The sequence below is a fragment of the Segetibacter sp. 3557_3 genome (assembly GCF_004354985.1).
GTDB lineage: Bacteria > Bacteroidota > Bacteroidia > Chitinophagales > Chitinophagaceae > Segetibacter.
In genome coordinates, this window is sequence record NZ_SMSK01000012.1 from 33,284 (window position 1) to 51,905 (window position 18,622).

The following is an 18,622-nucleotide window of genomic DNA, read 5'->3' on the forward strand; positions in this document are numbered from 1 at the left end:
AGGCCATACCTAATCTTTTTAATTACCGGACCCAGTCCGGTTTTTCTTTTTTATGGGTAGCCGTAACCAGCCGGATGATGAAGTCCCTTCAGTGCAGCCGGTTGTTAAGCCATTAATTCGTTTTTAGAACAATTGCTGGCAGCGATAATATAACCCGGATCACCACCTAAGGGCAGTGAGGCTGTAGCACTGTTCAGTTTACAAACGTTTTTACCATCGGCGCTTTTAATTTCTGTAGTGTGGGATTTCAAAAGGTACCGGTCAATTCACCAGGCCTACTTTTTCCTATATTGCAACTAACTAATCAATTGCCGTGTTATTTTAATATGATGAAGCGTATAGTATGTTGTATACACCTGGTAGTCTTGTTGTATGTAATTCAGTTGACGGCTTGTAACCCAGGTACAGGCAAGGGTAGCAGCGCCCCGGTTGATACGGCAGCAATCAAACGATCTATTGCTGATGCCCCGGTACTATCGCCGGAGGAGTCGATGAAGCGGATGCAGCTGGAAGACGGCTTCGAGATCCGGTTAGTAGCTGCAGAACCGCTTGTGACTGCACCGGTTGCTATAAAGTTTGATGAGCGTGGGCGCATCTGGGTTTGTGAAATGATGAATTATATGCCTGATACGCTTGGTACAGGTGAAGATCAACCCACCGGTAGAATTGTTATTCTCGAAGATACCAACGGGGACGGGCTAATGGACCGTAGAAAGGTTTTTATGGACGGCCTCGTGTTACCACGCGCCCTTTGTCTTGTAGAAGGGGGAATACTGGTAGCTGAACCCCCTAATCTATGGTATATCGATATCCGCAATGACAAACCTGGCAAACGCGTGTTGGTAGACCCTACCTATGCTGCAGGAGGCAACCCGGAGCACCAGGCTAATGGTCTCATCTACGGATTAGATAACTGGATCTACAGCGCCGATTGTGACAGCCGCTACAAGAAGAAAGGATCGAAATGGCTGATCGAACGGACACATTCAAGAGGGCAGTGGGGGATATCGCAGGATAATGACGGTCGTTTATATTACAATCATAATTCTGCAAACCTATTGGGTGATTATTTCTTGCCCAAACTTGGCGCCGGTAATACGGATCAAAAGAACATTGCAGGGTACCAGGAAGAGATCGTGCGGGATAAGCGGGTTTATCCATTACGGCCCACGCCGGGCGTTAACAGGGGGTATATGGAGGGCATCCTGGATGATAGCTTAAAGCTTAGAAACTTTACTGCCGCCTCTGGTCCGGTTATCTATCGTGGCGACCTGTTTGGAAAAGCATACCAGTCGAATGCTTTTGTTGGCGAACCTGCCGGCAATCTTATCAAAAGAAATATACTTGAAGAAACGGGATATCGTGTGCAGGGCAGGCAGGCGTATGAAGGAACGGAATTTCTATCCAGCAGGGATGAACGTTTCCGGCCGGTAACCTTGTATGGGGGCCCTGATGGTGCCTTGTACGTGGTGGATATGTACCGCGGTATTATTCAACACAAAACTTACCTCACCGGCTACCTTAAAGAAGAAATAAAAAGCAGGCAATTAACAGAACCGCTTACGTGCGGAAGAATTTATAAAATAGTACCAATAGCAACCGGGACCAACCGGTATGCCGGATTGCCAACCAGGGCGGATAGCCTGGTAAACCTGCTGCAACATCCCAATGGTTGGGTACGTGATAAAGCCCAACAGCTGATTGTAGAACGAAGGTTGACACAGGTAATCCCTTCTATCAAACAACAGTTAAAACGAACAAATAACCCGCTGTTGGTAAATCATGCTTTGTGGACGCTGGAAGGTTTGGATGCATTAAGCCCGGATGATATCAGTCCGCTTTTGACGAGCGCAAACTGGAAGTTCCAGGTGCAGTCACTAACCGCACTACCATCTGTAATAACTAAAACAACGTTGGGCCAATACCTTCCCTTGCTAAACCAGCTGGTAGAAAAAAAAGATACGCTAATAGCGCCTTACCTGGCTTTTATAACCGGGACCATAAAGCAGTTTGATTCTGTAGCCGCGAATAAACTTGCGCTAAACATAGCTGTTGCACACCCCAACAGTGTATATGTTGCTGATGCCATCATCAGCAATATAAACGGCACCGAAGAAACTTTTGCAAAGCAGGTAAGTTTACAGGTTACGGATCGCGCAATGGCAATAAACAAGTCGTTAAACACGATAATAACAAACATTCAAAATGGGAAAACAATAAATAGCGAGGCTTTGAAAAAAGACTTTCCTAAAGGCCTCGCCCTGTATAACGCGGTATGTCAAACTTGCCATGGTGCGGAGGGCAATGGGATAAAAACACTTGCGCCACCCTTACGAAATTCTGATTGGGTTGTTGGTGATAAGAACAGGCTGATCAAAATTGTTTTGTATGGATTAACCGGGCCTGTAACGGTAAATAAAAAGGTTTATAAAGCACCTGAAATCACTGGCGAGATGCCGGGAATTGGCAATAACACAGATTATTCAGATGAAGATATCGCACAGGTATTAAGCCTGATCCGCAAGTCGTGGAGTAATAATGCCGACAAAGTGAAGGCTGAAGAGGTAACTGATGTTCGCAGGAAGCTAAGCGGTCGACAGAAGGCGTTTACAACCGATGAGTTGAATAAAAATAATTAATTGGTAGACCTGGTGACAAAAGTGTTCCTCAGGTTTAGAGCATGAAAGCCTTTTCATTTCTAGTCGCTCCTGAGTGTTCCGCAAGTTTTTTTAGCTGCGGGGTAATGTAAATCCCTGCTGGGAGTTTCCTGTGAAAGACTTGTGCCTAGATGAGGGACCCCGGTCTTACGCTAACACCATTAAATAAATAGGTTGTTAGTGGTAATGGCAATATAGAAAACCACCTTGTAAACAGCACGAGTACCTCGTAAAAAATGTATCTTTACACACAACATTTTTACTTTTATTATACAGCTTACATAATGAAGAAGTTGAAACGGTATGACAGCTTCGAGAACCTCAAAGCAAGTGCAGTAGGTACGTCTAAACCCTTAAGAAAGCGGGAAGCAGGCCTGAGAAGTGTGTTTACAAACCTAAGTCAATATAAGGTTACTCAAGAGAATAGAACAGACAACAGGCCAGGCAAACATGGAGGATAAACTAACCGACATAATACTACGTATTTGCGAGGTACTTAATAGCTGCAGTGTGCGCTACATGATTGTCGGTGGTTCTGCGGTGGCGTTACATGGTTTCTTTCGATGGTCACAATCAAAATCTGGCACGCCGACAGAAAAGTTTGATTTAGATGTTTGGTATGATCCCATGTACCCAAATTACTTCAACCTGCTAAGTGCACTAGAAGCTTTAGGAGAAGATGTCAGTGAATTTCGGGATGAACAAAGTCCCGATCCCCATAAATCATTCTTTAAGTTCGAATATGAAGAATTTACTTTAGATTTCTTACCATCGATTGGGGAATCCTCAAAATTTCGTAACTCGTATGATACACGTGACTTGATAAATGTAGAAGGTATTGAAATCCCTTTCATTAATCGTGAGGATCTTATTGTTAACAAAGAACGACAAGGAAGACCTATAGATCTGGAAGATGTAAGCCAACTTAAAAAGCTCAGAAAATCTGACAGCACTGACGACGTTGATTTCCGCTAACATGTTGCTTGCACCGGGCGGCTAAACAACAAAGATTGACCATCCTTTTTTAAAAGAATTTATATGTTTTTCGTCTTGCTGGGTCTTCTTCAAGCCTCTGCGTAGTGTTCCGCAACACAACTTCGGACGCAAATTACAAACCTGGTTAAGTCTGGTATTTGGAAATTGATCGTTCCTTTTTATTGTCCGGTTGGTGTATTCCAAAAGATTTGTGCATGGACGAAGGAGCCCCGGCATTAGCGAAGCAAGTGGCTTTCTGGTGTTCAGAAAAAGGATCGCCACGAGAACACACAACGCGTTTGAATTTGAAGCTGAAGGTGCCCAACGCGTTGCAGTATAACCGAGCCCGTCCGAATGGCCAGCCGGGCGGACGTGGCAACGTTGATGCTATAGAAAACCAATGTTGGTAACCAAAAGAATCTCAACAGGAGACCCGCAGTTAATTGACCGAAGCCTCTGCCTTATGCATTCCCTTCTTCACCATTTCTTTATGCTTTGCGCCCCATTCACTGAGCGCCTGTAGCACCCCACCCAGGGTTTCGGCGTATTCCGTCAACTCGTACTCCACCACCACCGGTGTGCCGGTATACACCTTCCGGCGTACAAAGCCGTTTAGTTCCAGGTCTTTTAATTCGGTTGACAACACTTTCGCGGAGATGCCCTCGATCAACCGTTGCATTTCATTAAACCGCCTGTTGCCTTCTGTTAGCGCGACAATAATTCTGAGCTTCCACTTACCGCCGATTACATACAGGGCATCTGCAACAGAGTTCAGGGTGGATTTACACTGTGCATGCGAAGTGATCTCCTTATCCATTTTCAACTTGGCCATAACAGGAATTTTACTGCTTACTTAAAGGTAACTAGTAACCTTTAGTATACTGGTTACTTTATGAAAGTAAAGGTAGGTAGTTTTGCTTCATCAATTTAAACAATCAAAAAAAACAATTATGGCAACAACAAAATGGGTATTGGACCCAACACACAGCGAACTGGGTTTTAAAATAAAACACCTGATGATCAGCCACGTTTCAGGAACGCTGAAAAACTTTAAGGCTGAAGTTGAAACAGTGGGTGAAGATTTCACCACAGCTAAAATTAACTTGTCGGCCGACATGGCTTCGCTTTCAACCAACAATGAACAGCGTGACGCCCACCTGCGCAATTCCGATTTTTTTGAAGTAGAAAAGTATCCGGAGTTGAAGTTCACTTCTACAAGACTCGAAAAGATAGACGGGGAAACCTTCAGCCTGTTTGGCGAGCTGACACTTAAAGGCGTAAGCAGGCCGGTAAAACTGCAGGTTGAATATAACGGCGTAACCAAAGATCCATGGGGTGGAGAAAGAGCGGGTTTTGTGGTTACGGGTAAGATTAACCGAAGCGAATGGGGTGTAAACTTCAACAGCGTGCTTGAAACAGGTGGGGTAGCACTAAGCGAAGAACTGAGAATATTCAGTGAAATACAAGTTGTAAAACAAGGGGTAAGTGTTGCTGCTTAAAAAGGTAGCTGCGCTTTTCTTCAATGAATCACTGCTCCTTATTCAATGTAATTTGCTTAAGCTGCTCGCTTGGATTGCAGATATATCATAAGCCTCCTTATATGCAGTGTTGTCACTTTCTTTTTCTTGAAAAAAAGAAAGTGACCAAAGAAAATTCAAGGCTGTATAAAAATCGGCTAAAATTGCCTAATGTCTCTACAGCGAAAAAGCTAAAGCCGGTCTGTTTGTCTTTTGTCTGCGGAAACTTGTGAATATCATAGGGCTACAACTCTGCATTTTCGCTGCTTAACGAGACATTAGTCAATTTTCTTAACGCCATTTTTATAAGGCCGGACGAGCGAAGATCGTAGCGTAAAAGTTTCCAGGGCTACATGAACAACATTGATTGACCATTCACTTCAAATAGCAAAACGAATAACAATTAATAATAGCAACTATGGTTATTAAACGAAAATTAGTGAGAATAGAAACGCCGAAAGCCGAACCTGGTTTTCTTGGTCCTGATCATACGGCCCGGGCTGTAATAACAGGTGGCTTTTCCACTAGTGATCCGTTCATAATGCTGATGGACGATTACCTGGACAAGAAAGATAATACCCCTGTTGGCGGTGCTCATCCGCATGCAGGTTTTGAAACAGTATCCCTGCTGTTGGAAGGCGAAGTAGGTGATGCAGCACATACGATGAAAGCCGGCGACTTCCAGCTTATGACTGCAGGCAGTGGCATTGTGCATACAGAAACAATCGACAAGGCTGCTACCATGCGCCTGCTACAACTATGGGTGAACCTGCCTAAGCAAGACAGGTTGGCCCAACCAAGGGTGCAGGATCTGCCGTTCGAACATGCTCCAACTTTACACGAAGGCGGTGTACATATAAAACTGTACAGCGGTTCACTGGCAGGTTTGACTTCGCCTGTTAAAAATCATACGCCAATGACGATTGCAGATGTCAGCATTGATCCCGGTACGACAACTACCCTTGAAATACCTGCCCACTTCAATACCTTTTTATATGTGCTGGATGGTAGTGTGCTTATTGGTGATGACCAAACGGTATTGAACAAGGGCCAGGTAGGCTGGTTAGATTTGGGAACGGATGATTCTGCAAGTGCGTTAGGGTTAACAGCGGGCTCACTCGGCGTTCGGTTTGCGCTGTACAGCGGTAAACCAACCGGGGACAAGATTGTTTCACATGGTCCCTTCATTGCAGACACTTCAGAGGACATCAGTCGTTTTTACAGCGAATACCGGCGGGGCAAAATGAAGCACATATCAACCGTACCGGAAAGTCAGCGCCTGAGTTGGTAGAAAAAAAAGTTGAGCGACCCTGTACCGCAAAATGTCGATCATCTTTGCAGGTGAAATGGGTTGCAACGATTTTAGTTGACACCGATTTCTGACAAATTTTCAATGGCATTCCAATTGATCATCCTTTTGAAAAATTACAAAAAGGAGGAAGATATGAGCAAGGGATTGGAACCAATTGCTGAGGCAATTTTAGAGCTTTGCATATTTGCTTCTTTCTTTATAGTTGCCCTGGCTGTGGGTATTATGTTAATGCCGGTAGCTTCTATTATCGTACTGGTTATGGCCATCCGGGAGGTAATCAAATGGAAGAGAAAAGATCGTACCAGGAACGTCCCTATAACAAAGAGGGACTCTTCTACGGCCATAACTCCCATTAACAAGCAAACGCCAGGCCCGGTAGAAAGTTTCAGCATTTATAGCTGGCCGGTAAATTATCAGCGGTAATTGCCCGCCATGCTTAACTTTTAAAAGTGTACCAGAGATTGAAAATATAAGGGAGACAAAAACAACACCACCTGGTTGTTAGCGTATCAAAGTATCAGTGATTAGTGCAGTAAAAGAAGTTCGAGCGAATAATGCCAACCAATGAATACATTGCCCCTGCGCGAATATAAGATGCCTATGTGGGTACCTGCGGTGGGTTCCCTGATGTTTCAGCGTTGCGACGCTCCATTCAACTGCAACGCTCCGGTTGAGCAGGTTTTGCGTACGGCCAAATTGCTAAACTGCTCGTGATTTAATATTGTACTTCCGCCGCATACGGCCATTGCTGAGCCAACTTTTTTCCTCGTCATATAGTTAATACAAACCTGCTTGCCATAGGATGCCAGGTGGGGTATAGCAAGTACCTTCGTAAAATATTGAAATAAAAACCAGTAGTATGGAAATAGGTGTTGGGATGTTTGGCGATCTGCACATCAACAGTAAGGGCGAAGTGCAACCTGCACAGCAGAAGATGCAGGAATTGATAGAAGAGATCAAATTGATGGATGAGGTAGGGCTTGACTTTTTTGGAATAGGTGAACATCATCGTCCTGATTATGCGGTCTCGACTCCTGAAATTATACTGGCCGCAGCGGCAACGGTAACAAAACGGATCAGGCTCGGAAGCGCTGTTTCGGTATTAAGTTCGTCGGACCCTGTTCGGCTCTACCAAAGCTTTGCTACAGTGGACCTGATCAGCAACGGGCGTGCTGAACTGATGGTAGGTCGCGGAAGTTTTACGGAGTCTTTTCCCTTGTTTGGTAATAACCTGCAGGATTATGATGAGTTGTTTGAGGAGAAACTAGAACTACTGTTGCAGATCAATAGGCAGCCCCGGGTAACATGGAAAGGCAAGTTCCGCCCGGCTTTGGAGAACCAACAGGTCTTACCACGTGCAGTAAACGATGCCTTAGACATTTGGGTTGCCATTGGTGGTACGCCGGAGTCGGTAGTAAGAGCTGCGAAGTATAACCTTCCTGTCATCTTTGCGATCATTGGTGGTAATCCCGCACAGATCAAGCCCCTGTTCGAATATTACCGGCGGGCGCTCGAGCATTTTGGCCACCCTACGGCAGCACTAAAAGTAGGGGTGCATATACATGCATTTTTTGGTGAGCACAGCAGGCAGACGGCAGAGGATTATTATTCGGTATATGCTGCCCAAATGAACCGGGTTGGTAAGCAAAGGGGATGGCCGGCATATACAAAGCAACAGTATGAACAGGGCCGTTCACCACAAGGTCATCTCATTATCGGCGACGCAAATGAAGCGATTGATAAGATCCTCCACATGCACGAGATGTTTGGTCTGACCCGTTTTTCCGCCCACATGGATGTTGGCGGACCATCGCATGAAACGATGATGAAATCCATCGAGATATTTGGGACGAAGATTGCACCTAAGGTTAGAGAAGCTTTGGGTATTAAGGCATAAGATGCTAAAACGTCTTTAATACAATATCGTTTCAATAGAGTTTGCGGCATGTAACGCAACACTTTCCTGGAGTACAAACCCGGTTGGCAAACACCAATACAAAGAAGGTTGCCGCCGGATTGACCCCTAACTATGCCGGGCCATATTGCAGGTTAGTAATCACAAGGGTGCTCAACTAAACGACGTGTGATTTCGGATCAATAATGTTTAAACAACCCCGAACTCGCAGGGGACCGATTTCCTGGCTAGCGACATAAATCACCTTATCATTTCGTAGAAGTTTGCTCTCTCAACTTTAAGAAGCCTGACCCAGCACCGGATGCCAAACGTTACACTTTGATTAGTTTCATCTTTATGTATCTTTAGAAGGTTCCCGTTCGCCTGCAACTTTGTAAGCTCCAGTTCATCCGGCGGTCATTACAATTGGAGCTTAAATTTGGAAAAGGACCAAATCAATTTTCTACCTACTTAAATACCAGGTGTGAACATTCAAAAAAGAATCCGGTCATGCTTTCTCTTTCTGATGTTATTCCTTGGGGCAAGTATTGCAAAGTCGCAAACCGTAAACAACTTCAAACTGATAAGCTCAGCCTTCAGTAACGGTAAACCTATTCCGGCCAGATATACCTGCGATAGCACGAATGTATCGCCGCCACTTAGCTGGTATGGATTTCCTGAAAAAACAAAATCTTTTGCTATCATCCTTGACGATCCTGACGCACCAATGGGTACGTGGGTGCACTGGGTGATATACAATATACCAGGCACAGTTACGAGTCTCGAGGAGAAAAAGGGTATCGCAGATTTTAAAGCAACAGACGGTCTAAATAGTTGGGATGAAAAGGGATACAATGGTCCTTGCCCCCCGGGTGGAACGCATCGTTATATTTTTACCATATATGCGTTGGATATAAGCTCGCCTCAAAAAGAGGGGATGAACAGGGAGGAACTTGTAGAGGCTATGAAAGGTCATATACTGGCTGAGACTACATTGACCGGATTATTCAGGACGTGACAATAGACGCATTCATGCTATGGTTTAACAAGATTTAATTGCTTTGAAGATTTGCTCTTGAAATTGAACATCGCTCGCAAAGCTTCCGATTTTAATTATTAATAAAGAGTAATTGTACGCATACCTGGAGACCTGAAACCAATATAAACGGGGCGTAACCGAAAAGCCAAAAGAGTAGGACGTAGCTATACTATGGGAATATTTTCTTCTTTACTGGGAAACGCAGGTGCTGTGAGCCGCGAGGATTTGAAGAAGTCATATGGTCAACTGCTGGTTAAAGGTGAAGAACTTGAGCTGGGCTTTAAGCTGATCAGGGACACGTTTATATTCACCAATAAACGGTTAATTCTTGTAGACAAGCAAGGGCTAACCGGAGGTAAGGTCGAATACACATCGATTTCTTACAAAAGTATATCCCGATTTAGCATAGAAACTTCGGGGACCTTTGACCTTGACGCTGAACTGAAGGTCTGGGTATCCAGCGAACAGACCCCCAGTGTCAGGAAGCAATTTAACAAGTCGGTTAACGTATACGATGTACATAGGGTACTTGCAACCTATGTGCTAAAATAGTGTTTGGCTATCTTCATCAGGGCTAGTGGATTGCTGCTGAACAACCAGAACTGGATGCTAACCCTTGCCTGTATCCACCACCTTTATACAAGGTACACCTATGTGCTTAAGCCATATAATTAGCACAAGGCTTGCGAAGCTTTGATTCTGGCAATCAGTCGGCCGGAACTAAACAGTCCGCGCGGGAAGGACAGCAAGGCTATCTAAAAGCAGAAAACCCGTTCCAAGATACGAGTGGGTCAATGGGCAGGGTTGAATTCTTCCCTAAAACCGGCCAATGCTAAGTGCTTTGTTGTATCTGCTTACTTCCACTTTGAGACCCGGGTAAGAAGAGCCAGATTTGTTCGGTAATCATACCCGTTATGCAACAACCTACATCGATCTCAAAAACCGTTCAGCTTAACCAGCAGCAGCGGCAATCAAGCCGAAGTTCTACATATAACTCTCTCGCTGCTAGGAGCTGTGTAGCGCCTAATCTCTGGCTCGTTTTTGCCTTGTTTACCTGTCTCAATCTTAGCGGGTATGCACAAAGAACAGACACGGTGCTACGCGCTTTTGATGCTGACACTACTTCCTGGCGATATAAAATGGAGAACGGGGGCGAACGTTGGCAGCGCGGTAGGGCAGCGAAAGACTTCCAGCTTTTTGTTAAATGGCACTATCCTGCAAGTGACTCCTTAATTCGGTTAAGGGCCAATGTCAGTTATTACGGAACAGGTACTTTGTACTGGCTCAACGGTGCTGCTGAAGTGGAGATTGCCGCAGCAGGGATCACCCCGCAAAACAAGGACAGCTTTCTTTATCATATTACCGTCAACGACAGCATTGAAGTTCAATCGTGGGCAAGCCCAACGGAATTCAGAACTACCAATGGCCTGACCTATGCATACCTTGGAAAGTTTAGGGCCAAACAGAAACTTATCAGGCTCGAGCTTTATCGAAAAAACAGGTATTACGACCGCAGTGTATCCATCTTTAATGACCTCTACATGCCAGCGCCCCGGCTGCAATCAATAGTGGTGAACCATACGAACCAATACCTTTTCAGGCCTCACCAGCAGCACTACATACCCAACAACAAACAATTTCATTTTAGCCGGGAACAGTGGGAGAAAGGGCGTATAAAATTCGACTGGTCGGATAGCATCAATCATCTGGCTGTAAGCATGGATCCAACAGTCCAGAACGACTTGTACAATGTTTACCTTAAACGCACCATCGGTAAAAAGATCGACACGGCGTACATATCTAATGCATGGGAACTTTCGTATTATGGTAGTTCTCCATTCCTTAGAATCAATAGCTCTTTTTTTAATAAGGCAGGACAATACGAAATCATGGTTGTTCCGGAAGTGCCGGGCGATTTTCGCAAAAACAATATGGCACGGGCGATTGTTGTGCCCTTTACGGTACAGGCCGCGAACAACACGCTCTTTTCGCTCCGGGAAATGTTATCCGCCTTAGGAGTCTTATTCTTGTCTGGTGTCGTGTTGGTCACTTATTTACAACGTCGTAATAAAAACAGGTTAGCCCTGGCCGCACGCCAGCGTGAGATGGCAAGACTTCAGCTTACTTCCGTAAGGGCCCGGCTTAATCCACACTTTCTGTTTAACGCTCTGGCCGGCATCCAAAACCTGATTAATAAAAACGATATGGGTGCAGCTAACCTCTATCTCTCCAGGTTTGCCCGCATAACCCGAAGTGCCCTCAACGAAAACAAAACCGACCTGATCAGCATATCCGAAGAAGTTAAACTACTTGATGATTACCTGCAAATGGAGCAACTGCGATTTAACTTCAGCTACCATATTGAAACATCAGGAGACATAGACGACGTAAATACAGAAATACCAGCAATGCTTATTCAGCCTTTTGTGGAAAACGCGGTAAAACATGGTGTTGCCCCACTCGGGGAAAAAGGGCTGATTAAGGTATTGCTGAAACGGGAAAACAATAACCTGGTAGTGACTGTACAAGACAATGGATCCGGATTCGACGAAGCACTGCAACCCGGCGGCATGGGGCTGGAGTTGTCTAGGAAGCGTATTGAACTATTGAATAACTTTCACCAGGAACCACCCCTGGTTTTAAAGATCAATTCGGGAACAAACGGAACAACAGTTTTAATTACCCTTCAAAATTGGTTGTAAGTATGCGCGCACTGGTTGTAGACGATGAGGCCTCAAATCGTGAAAACTTACGGGAGTTACTGAGGCAGTTTTGTCCCGGTGTAACCGAAGTCGCCGAAGCAACGGGCGTTCAGGACGGTGTTTCGATGATCCGCCAAAAGTCTCCTGATGTGGTTTTTCTTGACATCCGTATGCAGGACGGTACAGGTTTTAGTTTACTGGAGCAACTGGGTAGTGTAGACTTCGAGGTAATCTTTGTTACCGCATACGATCAGTATGGTATCCAGGCCATCAAGTTCGCTGCATTGGATTACCTGCTGAAACCGGTAGATATAGGTGAATTGCAGCAAGCGATTGCAAAAGCGAAGATCAGGATAGCGGTACGACAAAACAATGAAAGAATAGATTACCTATTGCAACATCTCAACCAGGGTATCGACCTGCCGGTCCGCATTGCATTGCCGCTATCCAATGAAACGTTGTATGTAGATTTGGACAAGATCATTCGTTGTGAGTCTAACAACTCCTATACCTGGTTTCACCTGACATCCGGTGAAAAGGTATTGGTATCTCAAACGCTTAAAGAATATGAACTGTTGTTGGCGCACCAGGGCTTTGTTCGAACCCACCAATCCCACCTGGTAAATGTATTATTTGTAAGAAGCTGGTTAAAAGAGGACGGTGGCGCATTACTCTTGAAGGATCAAACAAAAGTGCCGGTATCGAAGCTGAACCGCGAGAAGGTTAAAGCCGCGCTAACCAACAGTATCAGGTCCCGCAGTCCTGGCTGATAGGGATCTGTTTTCCTTCTTCGCATCGCTTCCCGGTTATCGTTTGCTGTGCAGGTACAACCCTCCGGGTGCGACGTAAACAATTTACAATAGCAATAATGACCATGGGCTCAAAGGATATTCCTTAGCAAAAGGAATTGTCCCTGTTTGCGTATTAGCGATTCCTGAGGAGTCTAATGTTGTCTTGAGGGAAACTTAGTGAATAGTCTTGCTGGAACCCGGGCTTAATTCTTCTTCGCGATTAAGTGGCAAGCGTTGTTGATCGCGGTTACATCGCCTAAGGTGCTTCAACAGTTTTTTGAACAATTTTACGGATCACATCATCCAACTGTGTTGCGCTTTGATTTAGCAGTCCGAAAAGGCTTCGGATTTCGTCGTTCATATCCATGGTTTCGATTATCGAGAGCAGGCCAAGGATGTTCGTCAAAGGCATACGCACCGGGTGCGATTGTTCAAAAGCGATTTCCCTAAGTGCATTGGATTTTTTCAGGATGATTTCGCCGGCCTGTTCCAGGCGGGTGTTGAGCTTGTTCAGGGCGTTCCATTCATCTGCTTTTTGCTTTTGAATGTTTGTACATGACCCAAACCACATTTTAACCTCCCCCGCATCATCCTGGTAGGGAATGAGCCGGACAAGAAACCACTCGTAGTTGCCGGGTGAATTCCTGAGCCGGGCCACAAGCTCCAGCTCCTTTTCACTCTTGAACGTTCCCATCCATTTTGCTATGGCATTCCTTCGGTCGTCGGGGTGAATGTTCTCGACGATCTTGTCGAATACGTAATCATCCTTTACAAAGTTGAAGTAGGTTAAAACCTGTTGATTTACAAAATCTACTTTTCCTTCCCTGGAGGTCGTAAATATCAGGTGCGGGATGAAGTTGGCCAGTGACTGGAAGCGTTTCTTTTGTTCATTGGCAAAGTTCTTCTGGTTTCGTAATTCGACCTCGTATTTCTTTCGGTCATCAATCTTTAAGACTGACGCATGGGCACTTTCTGTTCCGTCGGGGTTCCCTACATAAACGACATTCACTAAACAAGAAAAGGTGTCGTTGTCAGCATTTCTGAAATCAAGGTTTACTTCGTTCACAAACCGTTGCATATTTAGCAATGGCAACATGATCATCTGGTAGTAAAACTTTGCTCCTTTACTTAAAATTGATGTAATCGATCGGTTCAACAGATCGTCGTGCCCGATCTTCAGCCATTTCAACATGGTCTGGTTGCAAGTAACAATACTGCCGTCCGGTTGAAATGAAATCAGGCCGCAAGGTGCTTGCTGATAGTAGAAACTTTCGCGCGTAAAAGATGTTTCTTGCATGTGTGCTTTGTCGATTGCTGTAGAGCTGCGGTAGTATCCTTACACCGACCAGGAAAATAAAGGGATGTAGCGTGGTTTGCAGGGCTACCGTGTTGCCGGGTTGTAATCACCGGTGAAAGGCAGGTCGTATAAACGTTTCAGTGCCTTAGTTTAGAAAAACCTCCAGCTGTTTAATGATCTCCATTGGTGAACTAAGGTGTGGACAGTGTCCCGTTGCGCTCAAAATAACCATGGAGTTTTCAGGCGTGTGTTCCTGTATATACGCTCCTACTTCTGTTGGCGCCAGCGGATCCTCAACGCATTGCAACGTGCGACTTTCTACGGTTAAGTTTTGCAACTGCGAACGCGTGTCCGACATAAAGGTCACTCTTGCAAATTGTTTGGCGATTTCCGGGTCTGTTGAACAAAAGCTGTTTGCAAGGGCTTGCCCGAGTTCTGGTTTATCGGCATTACCCATTACTACGGAAGCCATACTCTGCGACCATCCCAGGTAGTTGCTGTCCATCACTTCCAGTAGGTCCTCTAAGTCGTTTGATTCCATTCCTCCGCTATAGCCATTGTCATTTTTGTAACAAGGGGAAGGGCTTACAAAAAGAAGTTTGCTGAAAAACGTCGGCTCTGCAATGGCAGCCAGGGTGCCAATCATACTGCTAACGGAATGCCCTACGAAAATGGCGTCATTAATCTTTAATTCGCGGCAAATCTCCAGCACGTCCTCCGCATAACCGTTAAGGTTGCTATATCGCATTTCATCATAGGCAGTAAGATCCGAATTGCCTGCACCCACATAATCAAACAAAACAATGGTGTAATCCTTTTCGAATGCGGGAACGATGTGCCTCCAGGTATTTTGATCGCACCCAAAGCCATGGGCAAAAATCATAAAGGGTTTTCCGTGTCCAATTACTTTAACGTTGTTTCTTCTTAGAATATCTTGCATATACTTAATTGACATCTATCAAAACGGTCAGCCACGGTCTTTATTGTCGTATCGTTGATGGAAAGGATCTTTTAAAATACCCTGGCATGGCTGGCTTAAACCGGGTTTTTAAGTCGGTAGCTCGGACGAGAACTTTTCAGCCAATATGCAAACATCCAGCACTTCACAGATCACATTTAGTACGGGCATAATGGCTCATGGAGGGTTGGTTTAGGGTTGGTTTTATCCGGCGGCTGCTCCTGTACCTAACTTCCTGCCTCGGTTCAGGCAGCGACTTCGAAAAGTTCAATCCTTTTATAACACTGCGCAACTGCTTACAATCCCCCAAACGCTTCAATCTGTTTAAAATAAAACATTTGTCTTAGAGGTTTCAACAAACAATGCAGTTAAAGGAACCAGCCAACGATAATTTTGGATGCATACTGTTGTTGATAACAGGAATGGTGTTTGAACCAGCGGGCAGTTTTGTTTAGGTTTCTTGTCTGTCCCTGACCACTATAAAGCCAGAGTGCCGGTCCGGGGTACCGGACGTTCAAACGGGCAATACGGACAGCAAAACAAAGGTTTAAAACGAGTTGCTTCAGGATTTTTCCCTTGCCTGCTTAATGCTAAATGTCATATGCTAAAAAAAGAGATTACGATCTACGATATCGCGAGAAGACTTAAAATATCCAGTGCTACAGTCAGCCGCGCTTTTATGGAAAATTCCCCCGTTCGAACTTCTACCCGAAAAAAAGTTTTTGATCTAGCTGAACAACTCGGATATCGCAGAAATCATTTTGCTTGTAGCCTTCGACGGCTGCGTTCCTATACCATCGGGGTAATCGTACCGGAAATCAATGATTATAGTGCAGGCATAATCTCCGGAATGGAAGAAGTTGCCCGGCACGAGGGTTATAATATTATCATCAGCCAGTCATTCAATAATACTGCAACAGAACGAGCAATTGCCAAAAACATGTTTAACCTTCGCGTCGATGGGTTAATCGTTGGGATGGACTCCAATGCTGCAGACAGCGAGCTTTTTGATATGCTGTTGAGAAAAAACATTCCGATACTCTTTTTTGGCAATCATACCTGTAACGCCAATTCGGCAAGTCTCTCATTCAACAACCTCAATGCAGGTTATAAAGTTACCGAACACCTTATTCAAGCCGGTTGCAGGCGCATTATGCACATTACCTCATCTACGGATGGCACTATATATACAGAGCTTTTAGAAGGTTACAAACGGGCGCTGCAAAAACACCAGTTACAAACCGGTAATCATTTGGTGCTTCAAAACAACCTTAGCGTAGAAGCCGGTATCGAAGCGGCAAGAGCAATCGCAAAGTTGACCCACTTACCGGATGGAATTTTTGTAGCAAACGATACCTGCGCAGTAAGTTGCATGGCTGAATTAAAGAGCCTCGGTATCCGTATTCCTGTTGATATTGCATTTGCTGGGCTCAACACCAGCATGCTCTCGGGTATTGCAGAACCCGCACTCACAACCGTAGGGTGGCCCGGTAAAATCGCCGGTGAGACCGCTGCCCGAAAGTTAATCAACAGCATTAATGACGAGGTGCAACTGGATCCATCATCCACGTTCGCCATCGAGGCGGAATTGATCATCCGCGCTTCGTCGAGCCGGTCAAATTAAAACGGAACACCTGGTTATCCCGTAATCGGGCGTTTCGCATTGCTATAACACTTAAGTTGCTATTCCAAAAAGACCCTTTCATGAAATTTATTCCAGCCGTTTTTACCTTCATGCTTACGATTGCCCTTGCCATCCAGGTCGGAGCGCAACGGGAGGCTACAAACCCCGTGATTTTTGCTGACGTGCCAGACGTGTCCATTGTCAGGGCAGGCAACACCTATTATATGAGCAGCACCACGATGCACATGAGTCCGGGCGTACCGATCATGAAATCAAACGACCTGGTTAACTGGCGATTGGTAAGCTATGCCTACGACACCCTCGCAAACATGGATGCCCTGAACCTAGAAAACGGTAAAAGTACTTATGGCAGGGGATCATGGGCGAGCAGTATCAGGTACCACAAAGGCACTTTCTATGTAAGCACCTTTGCGCAAACGACAGGTAAAACATATATCTACTCCACCAAAAACATCGGGAAAGAACCGTGGAAAAGAATAGCGTTTGAGCCCAGCCTGCACGATCACTCCTTGTTTTTCGACGATGATGGTAAGGTTTACATGCTCTATGGGGCAGGAAAACTTACACTGGTTGAACTGCGTGATGACCTTTCCGGCATCAAACCCGGCGGTGTTAACCAGGTGGTTATCGAAAACGCCAGCAAGCCCAGCGAAGTGGAAGGCAGAAGGGGTGGTCTCGGCGCCGAAGGTTCTCAGCTGTACAAGGTAAATGGCAAATATTACCTGTTTAATATTACATGGCCTCCGGGAGGCATGCGTACCGTGGTTATCCATAGAGCAGATAAACTTACCGGACCCTGGGAAGGAAAAGTCGGCCTCCAGGATCTGGGTGTTGCACAAGGCGGGTTAATCGACAGGCCTGACGGTAGTTGGTACGCTTACCTGTTCCGCGACTTTGGTGCAGTTGGCCGCATTCCCTACCTGGTGCCCGTTAAGTGGGAGAATGGATGGCCCATCCTGGGTGTAGACGGCAAAGTGCCCGGAAGGCTTGATCTTCCTGCAAGTAAGGGACTTATTCCCGGGATCGTAGCTTCAGATGAATTCACCAGGAAAAAAAACGAACCTTCACTCCCGCTGGTATGGCAGTGGAACCACAATCCCGATAACAGGTTTTGGTCACTAACAGCCCGGAAAGGTTTTCTGCGGCTCACAACCGCACGCGTCGACACAAGTTTTTTAATGGCGCGCAACTCGCTTACGCAGCGAACCTTTGGACCTGCTAGTGAAGGCTCAACAGCGTTGGATATTTCGAATATGAAGGATGGCGACATTGCGGGTTTAGGTCTTTTACAGAAAAATTTCGGGCTTGTTGCAGTACGGGCAAGTGGTAATAGTAGGAGTCTGGTGATGATCAATGCAGGCACAGGAGCACCGGTTGAGATTGAAAGCATTCCGCTTAACCAAACAGTGGTGTACCTGAAAGCTTCATGTGATTTCCTGAATAAAAAGGATATAGCAACGTTTTCGTATAGCCTCGACGGAAAAACCTGGTTACCGATCGGCTCACCTTTAAAAATGGCTTATACGATTCCCCAATTCATCGGGTATCGTTTCGCATTGTTTAACTACGCCACCAAAACTCCCGGCGGTTCGGCTGATTTCGATTATTTCCGGGTCAAAGATATCTCCGGTACAGCAAACCTAGGGGCAGTGGGCCGCAATTAAACCGAACCCACCACGTTTTACACCAACCGGAATAGATAAAGGCTGCGAAAAGGTGGTCAGATGGAGGGAATTATACGACCGGGGTCGAGGAAAGCGGCTTAACCAGCAGGATTTTGAAGAATTCGGGTGCAACAATTTTTTCATTTCTTTCGTCAATTTTTCCATTCCCTG

At 45.5% G+C, this 18,622-nt stretch carries 16 protein-coding genes; 13 read left to right on the forward strand and 3 right to left on the reverse strand.

Annotation, left to right across the window (positions count from 1 at the left end):
- Positions 1-326 precede the first annotated feature (326 nt).
- The 3 genes from EXU57_RS16685 (at position 327) to EXU57_RS16690 (ending at position 3,632) form a co-directional block, all read left to right on the forward strand.
- Positions 327-2,639: a c-type cytochrome gene (locus EXU57_RS16685; RefSeq protein ID WP_243745631.1), complete on the forward strand. Its 2,313-nt coding sequence runs from the start codon at positions 327-329 to the stop codon at positions 2,637-2,639.
- Positions 2,640-2,941: 302 nt separating this feature from the next.
- Positions 2,942-3,118, forward strand: a complete 177-nt coding sequence (locus EXU57_RS25185) for a hypothetical protein (RefSeq protein ID WP_165958181.1) — start codon at positions 2,942-2,944, stop codon at positions 3,116-3,118.
- Entirely contained in the window at positions 3,108-3,632 is a 525-nt protein-coding gene (locus EXU57_RS16690) for a hypothetical protein (RefSeq protein WP_133269378.1), read from the forward strand. The genes EXU57_RS25185 and EXU57_RS16690 overlap by 11 nt, the downstream gene beginning before the upstream one ends.
- Before the next feature lie 439 nt (positions 3,633-4,071).
- Here the strand turns inward: EXU57_RS16690 and EXU57_RS16695 are convergent, their stop codons facing one another.
- On the reverse strand, positions 4,072-4,464 hold the full coding sequence (locus tag EXU57_RS16695; protein ID WP_133269379.1) for a winged helix-turn-helix transcriptional regulator: 393 nt from the start codon (positions 4,462-4,464) through the stop codon (positions 4,072-4,074).
- 118 nt (positions 4,465-4,582) lie between these two features.
- Here EXU57_RS16695 and EXU57_RS16700 point away from each other — a divergent pair, with 118 nt between their 5' ends.
- The 8 genes from EXU57_RS16700 to EXU57_RS16735 all read left to right on the forward strand — a co-directional run bounded on the left by EXU57_RS16700 (position 4,583) and on the right by EXU57_RS16735 (position 12,866).
- Positions 4,583-5,131, forward strand: a complete 549-nt coding sequence (locus EXU57_RS16700) for a YceI family protein (protein ID WP_133269380.1) — start codon at positions 4,583-4,585, stop codon at positions 5,129-5,131.
- Positions 5,132-5,588: 457 nt separating this feature from the next.
- On the forward strand, positions 5,589-6,440 hold the full coding sequence (locus tag EXU57_RS16705) for a pirin family protein (RefSeq protein ID WP_243745632.1): 852 nt from the start codon (positions 5,589-5,591) through the stop codon (positions 6,438-6,440).
- Positions 6,441-6,542: 102 nt separating this feature from the next.
- Entirely contained in the window at positions 6,543-6,884 is a 342-nt protein-coding gene (locus EXU57_RS16710) for a hypothetical protein (protein WP_133269382.1), read from the forward strand.
- A 436-nt stretch (positions 6,885-7,320) separates the two neighbouring features.
- Positions 7,321-8,358: an LLM class flavin-dependent oxidoreductase gene (locus tag EXU57_RS16715; protein WP_133269383.1), complete on the forward strand. Its 1,038-nt coding sequence runs from the start codon at positions 7,321-7,323 to the stop codon at positions 8,356-8,358.
- A 481-nt stretch (positions 8,359-8,839) separates the two neighbouring features.
- On the forward strand, positions 8,840-9,373 hold the full coding sequence (locus EXU57_RS16720) for a YbhB/YbcL family Raf kinase inhibitor-like protein (RefSeq protein ID WP_207955507.1): 534 nt from the start codon (positions 8,840-8,842) through the stop codon (positions 9,371-9,373).
- A 192-nt stretch (positions 9,374-9,565) separates the two neighbouring features.
- Positions 9,566-9,946, forward strand: a complete 381-nt coding sequence (locus tag EXU57_RS16725) for a PH domain-containing protein (protein WP_133269384.1) — start codon at positions 9,566-9,568, stop codon at positions 9,944-9,946.
- Between the two features lie 362 nt (positions 9,947-10,308).
- On the forward strand, positions 10,309-12,096 hold the full coding sequence (locus EXU57_RS16730) for a sensor histidine kinase (protein ID WP_133269385.1): 1,788 nt from the start codon (positions 10,309-10,311) through the stop codon (positions 12,094-12,096).
- Positions 12,097-12,098: 2 nt separating this feature from the next.
- Positions 12,099-12,866: a LytR/AlgR family response regulator transcription factor gene (locus EXU57_RS16735; protein ID WP_133269386.1), complete on the forward strand. Its 768-nt coding sequence runs from the start codon at positions 12,099-12,101 to the stop codon at positions 12,864-12,866.
- A gap of 277 nt (positions 12,867-13,143) precedes the next feature.
- On the opposite strand, the gene EXU57_RS16740 is transcribed toward EXU57_RS16735, so the two are convergent.
- Together EXU57_RS16740 and EXU57_RS16745 are read right to left on the reverse strand one after the other, a co-directional pair.
- Positions 13,144-14,184, reverse strand: coding sequence for a PAS domain-containing protein (locus EXU57_RS16740; RefSeq protein ID WP_133269387.1), 1,041 nt, complete (start codon positions 14,182-14,184; stop codon positions 13,144-13,146).
- Between the two features lie 145 nt (positions 14,185-14,329).
- Positions 14,330-15,124, reverse strand: coding sequence for an alpha/beta fold hydrolase (locus tag EXU57_RS16745; protein WP_133269388.1), 795 nt, complete (start codon positions 15,122-15,124; stop codon positions 14,330-14,332).
- Between the two features lie 619 nt (positions 15,125-15,743).
- Between EXU57_RS16745 and EXU57_RS16750 the strand changes: the two genes are divergently transcribed.
- Together EXU57_RS16750 and EXU57_RS16755 are read left to right on the forward strand one after the other, a co-directional pair.
- Positions 15,744-16,766, forward strand: a complete 1,023-nt coding sequence (locus EXU57_RS16750) for a LacI family DNA-binding transcriptional regulator (protein WP_133269389.1) — start codon at positions 15,744-15,746, stop codon at positions 16,764-16,766.
- 80 nt (positions 16,767-16,846) lie between these two features.
- The gene (locus EXU57_RS16755; protein WP_133269390.1) at positions 16,847-18,451 is read left to right on the forward strand and encodes a glycoside hydrolase 43 family protein; all 1,605 of its coding nucleotides are present in this window, start codon (positions 16,847-16,849) and stop codon (positions 18,449-18,451) included.
- Positions 18,452-18,622 lie beyond the last annotated feature (171 nt).

Bases quoted from the DNA above. Each gene is read 5' to 3' on its own strand.
- EXU57_RS16685 (WP_243745631.1), top strand. From the start codon at position 327: ATGATGAAGCGTATAGTATGTTGTATACACCTGGTAGTCTTGTTGTAT.
- EXU57_RS25185 (WP_165958181.1), top strand. From the start codon at position 2,942: ATGAAGAAGTTGAAACGGTATGACAGCTTCGAGAACCTCAAAGCAAGT.
- EXU57_RS16690 (WP_133269378.1), top strand. From the start codon at position 3,108: ATGGAGGATAAACTAACCGACATAATACTACGTATTTGCGAGGTACTT.
- EXU57_RS16695 (WP_133269379.1), bottom strand. From the start codon at position 4,464: ATGGCCAAGTTGAAAATGGATAAGGAGATCACTTCGCATGCACAGTGT.
- EXU57_RS16700 (WP_133269380.1), top strand. From the start codon at position 4,583: ATGGCAACAACAAAATGGGTATTGGACCCAACACACAGCGAACTGGGT.
- EXU57_RS16710 (WP_133269382.1), top strand. From the start codon at position 6,543: ATGGCATTCCAATTGATCATCCTTTTGAAAAATTACAAAAAGGAGGAA.
- EXU57_RS16715 (WP_133269383.1), top strand. From the start codon at position 7,321: ATGGAAATAGGTGTTGGGATGTTTGGCGATCTGCACATCAACAGTAAG.
- EXU57_RS16725 (WP_133269384.1), top strand. From the start codon at position 9,566: ATGGGAATATTTTCTTCTTTACTGGGAAACGCAGGTGCTGTGAGCCGC.
- EXU57_RS16730 (WP_133269385.1), top strand. From the start codon at position 10,309: ATGCAACAACCTACATCGATCTCAAAAACCGTTCAGCTTAACCAGCAG.
- EXU57_RS16735 (WP_133269386.1), top strand. From the start codon at position 12,099: ATGCGCGCACTGGTTGTAGACGATGAGGCCTCAAATCGTGAAAACTTA.
- EXU57_RS16740 (WP_133269387.1), bottom strand. From the start codon at position 14,184: ATGCAAGAAACATCTTTTACGCGCGAAAGTTTCTACTATCAGCAAGCA.
- EXU57_RS16745 (WP_133269388.1), bottom strand. From the start codon at position 15,124: ATGCAAGATATTCTAAGAAGAAACAACGTTAAAGTAATTGGACACGGA.
- EXU57_RS16750 (WP_133269389.1), top strand. From the start codon at position 15,744: ATGCTAAAAAAAGAGATTACGATCTACGATATCGCGAGAAGACTTAAA.
- EXU57_RS16755 (WP_133269390.1), top strand. From the start codon at position 16,847: ATGAAATTTATTCCAGCCGTTTTTACCTTCATGCTTACGATTGCCCTT.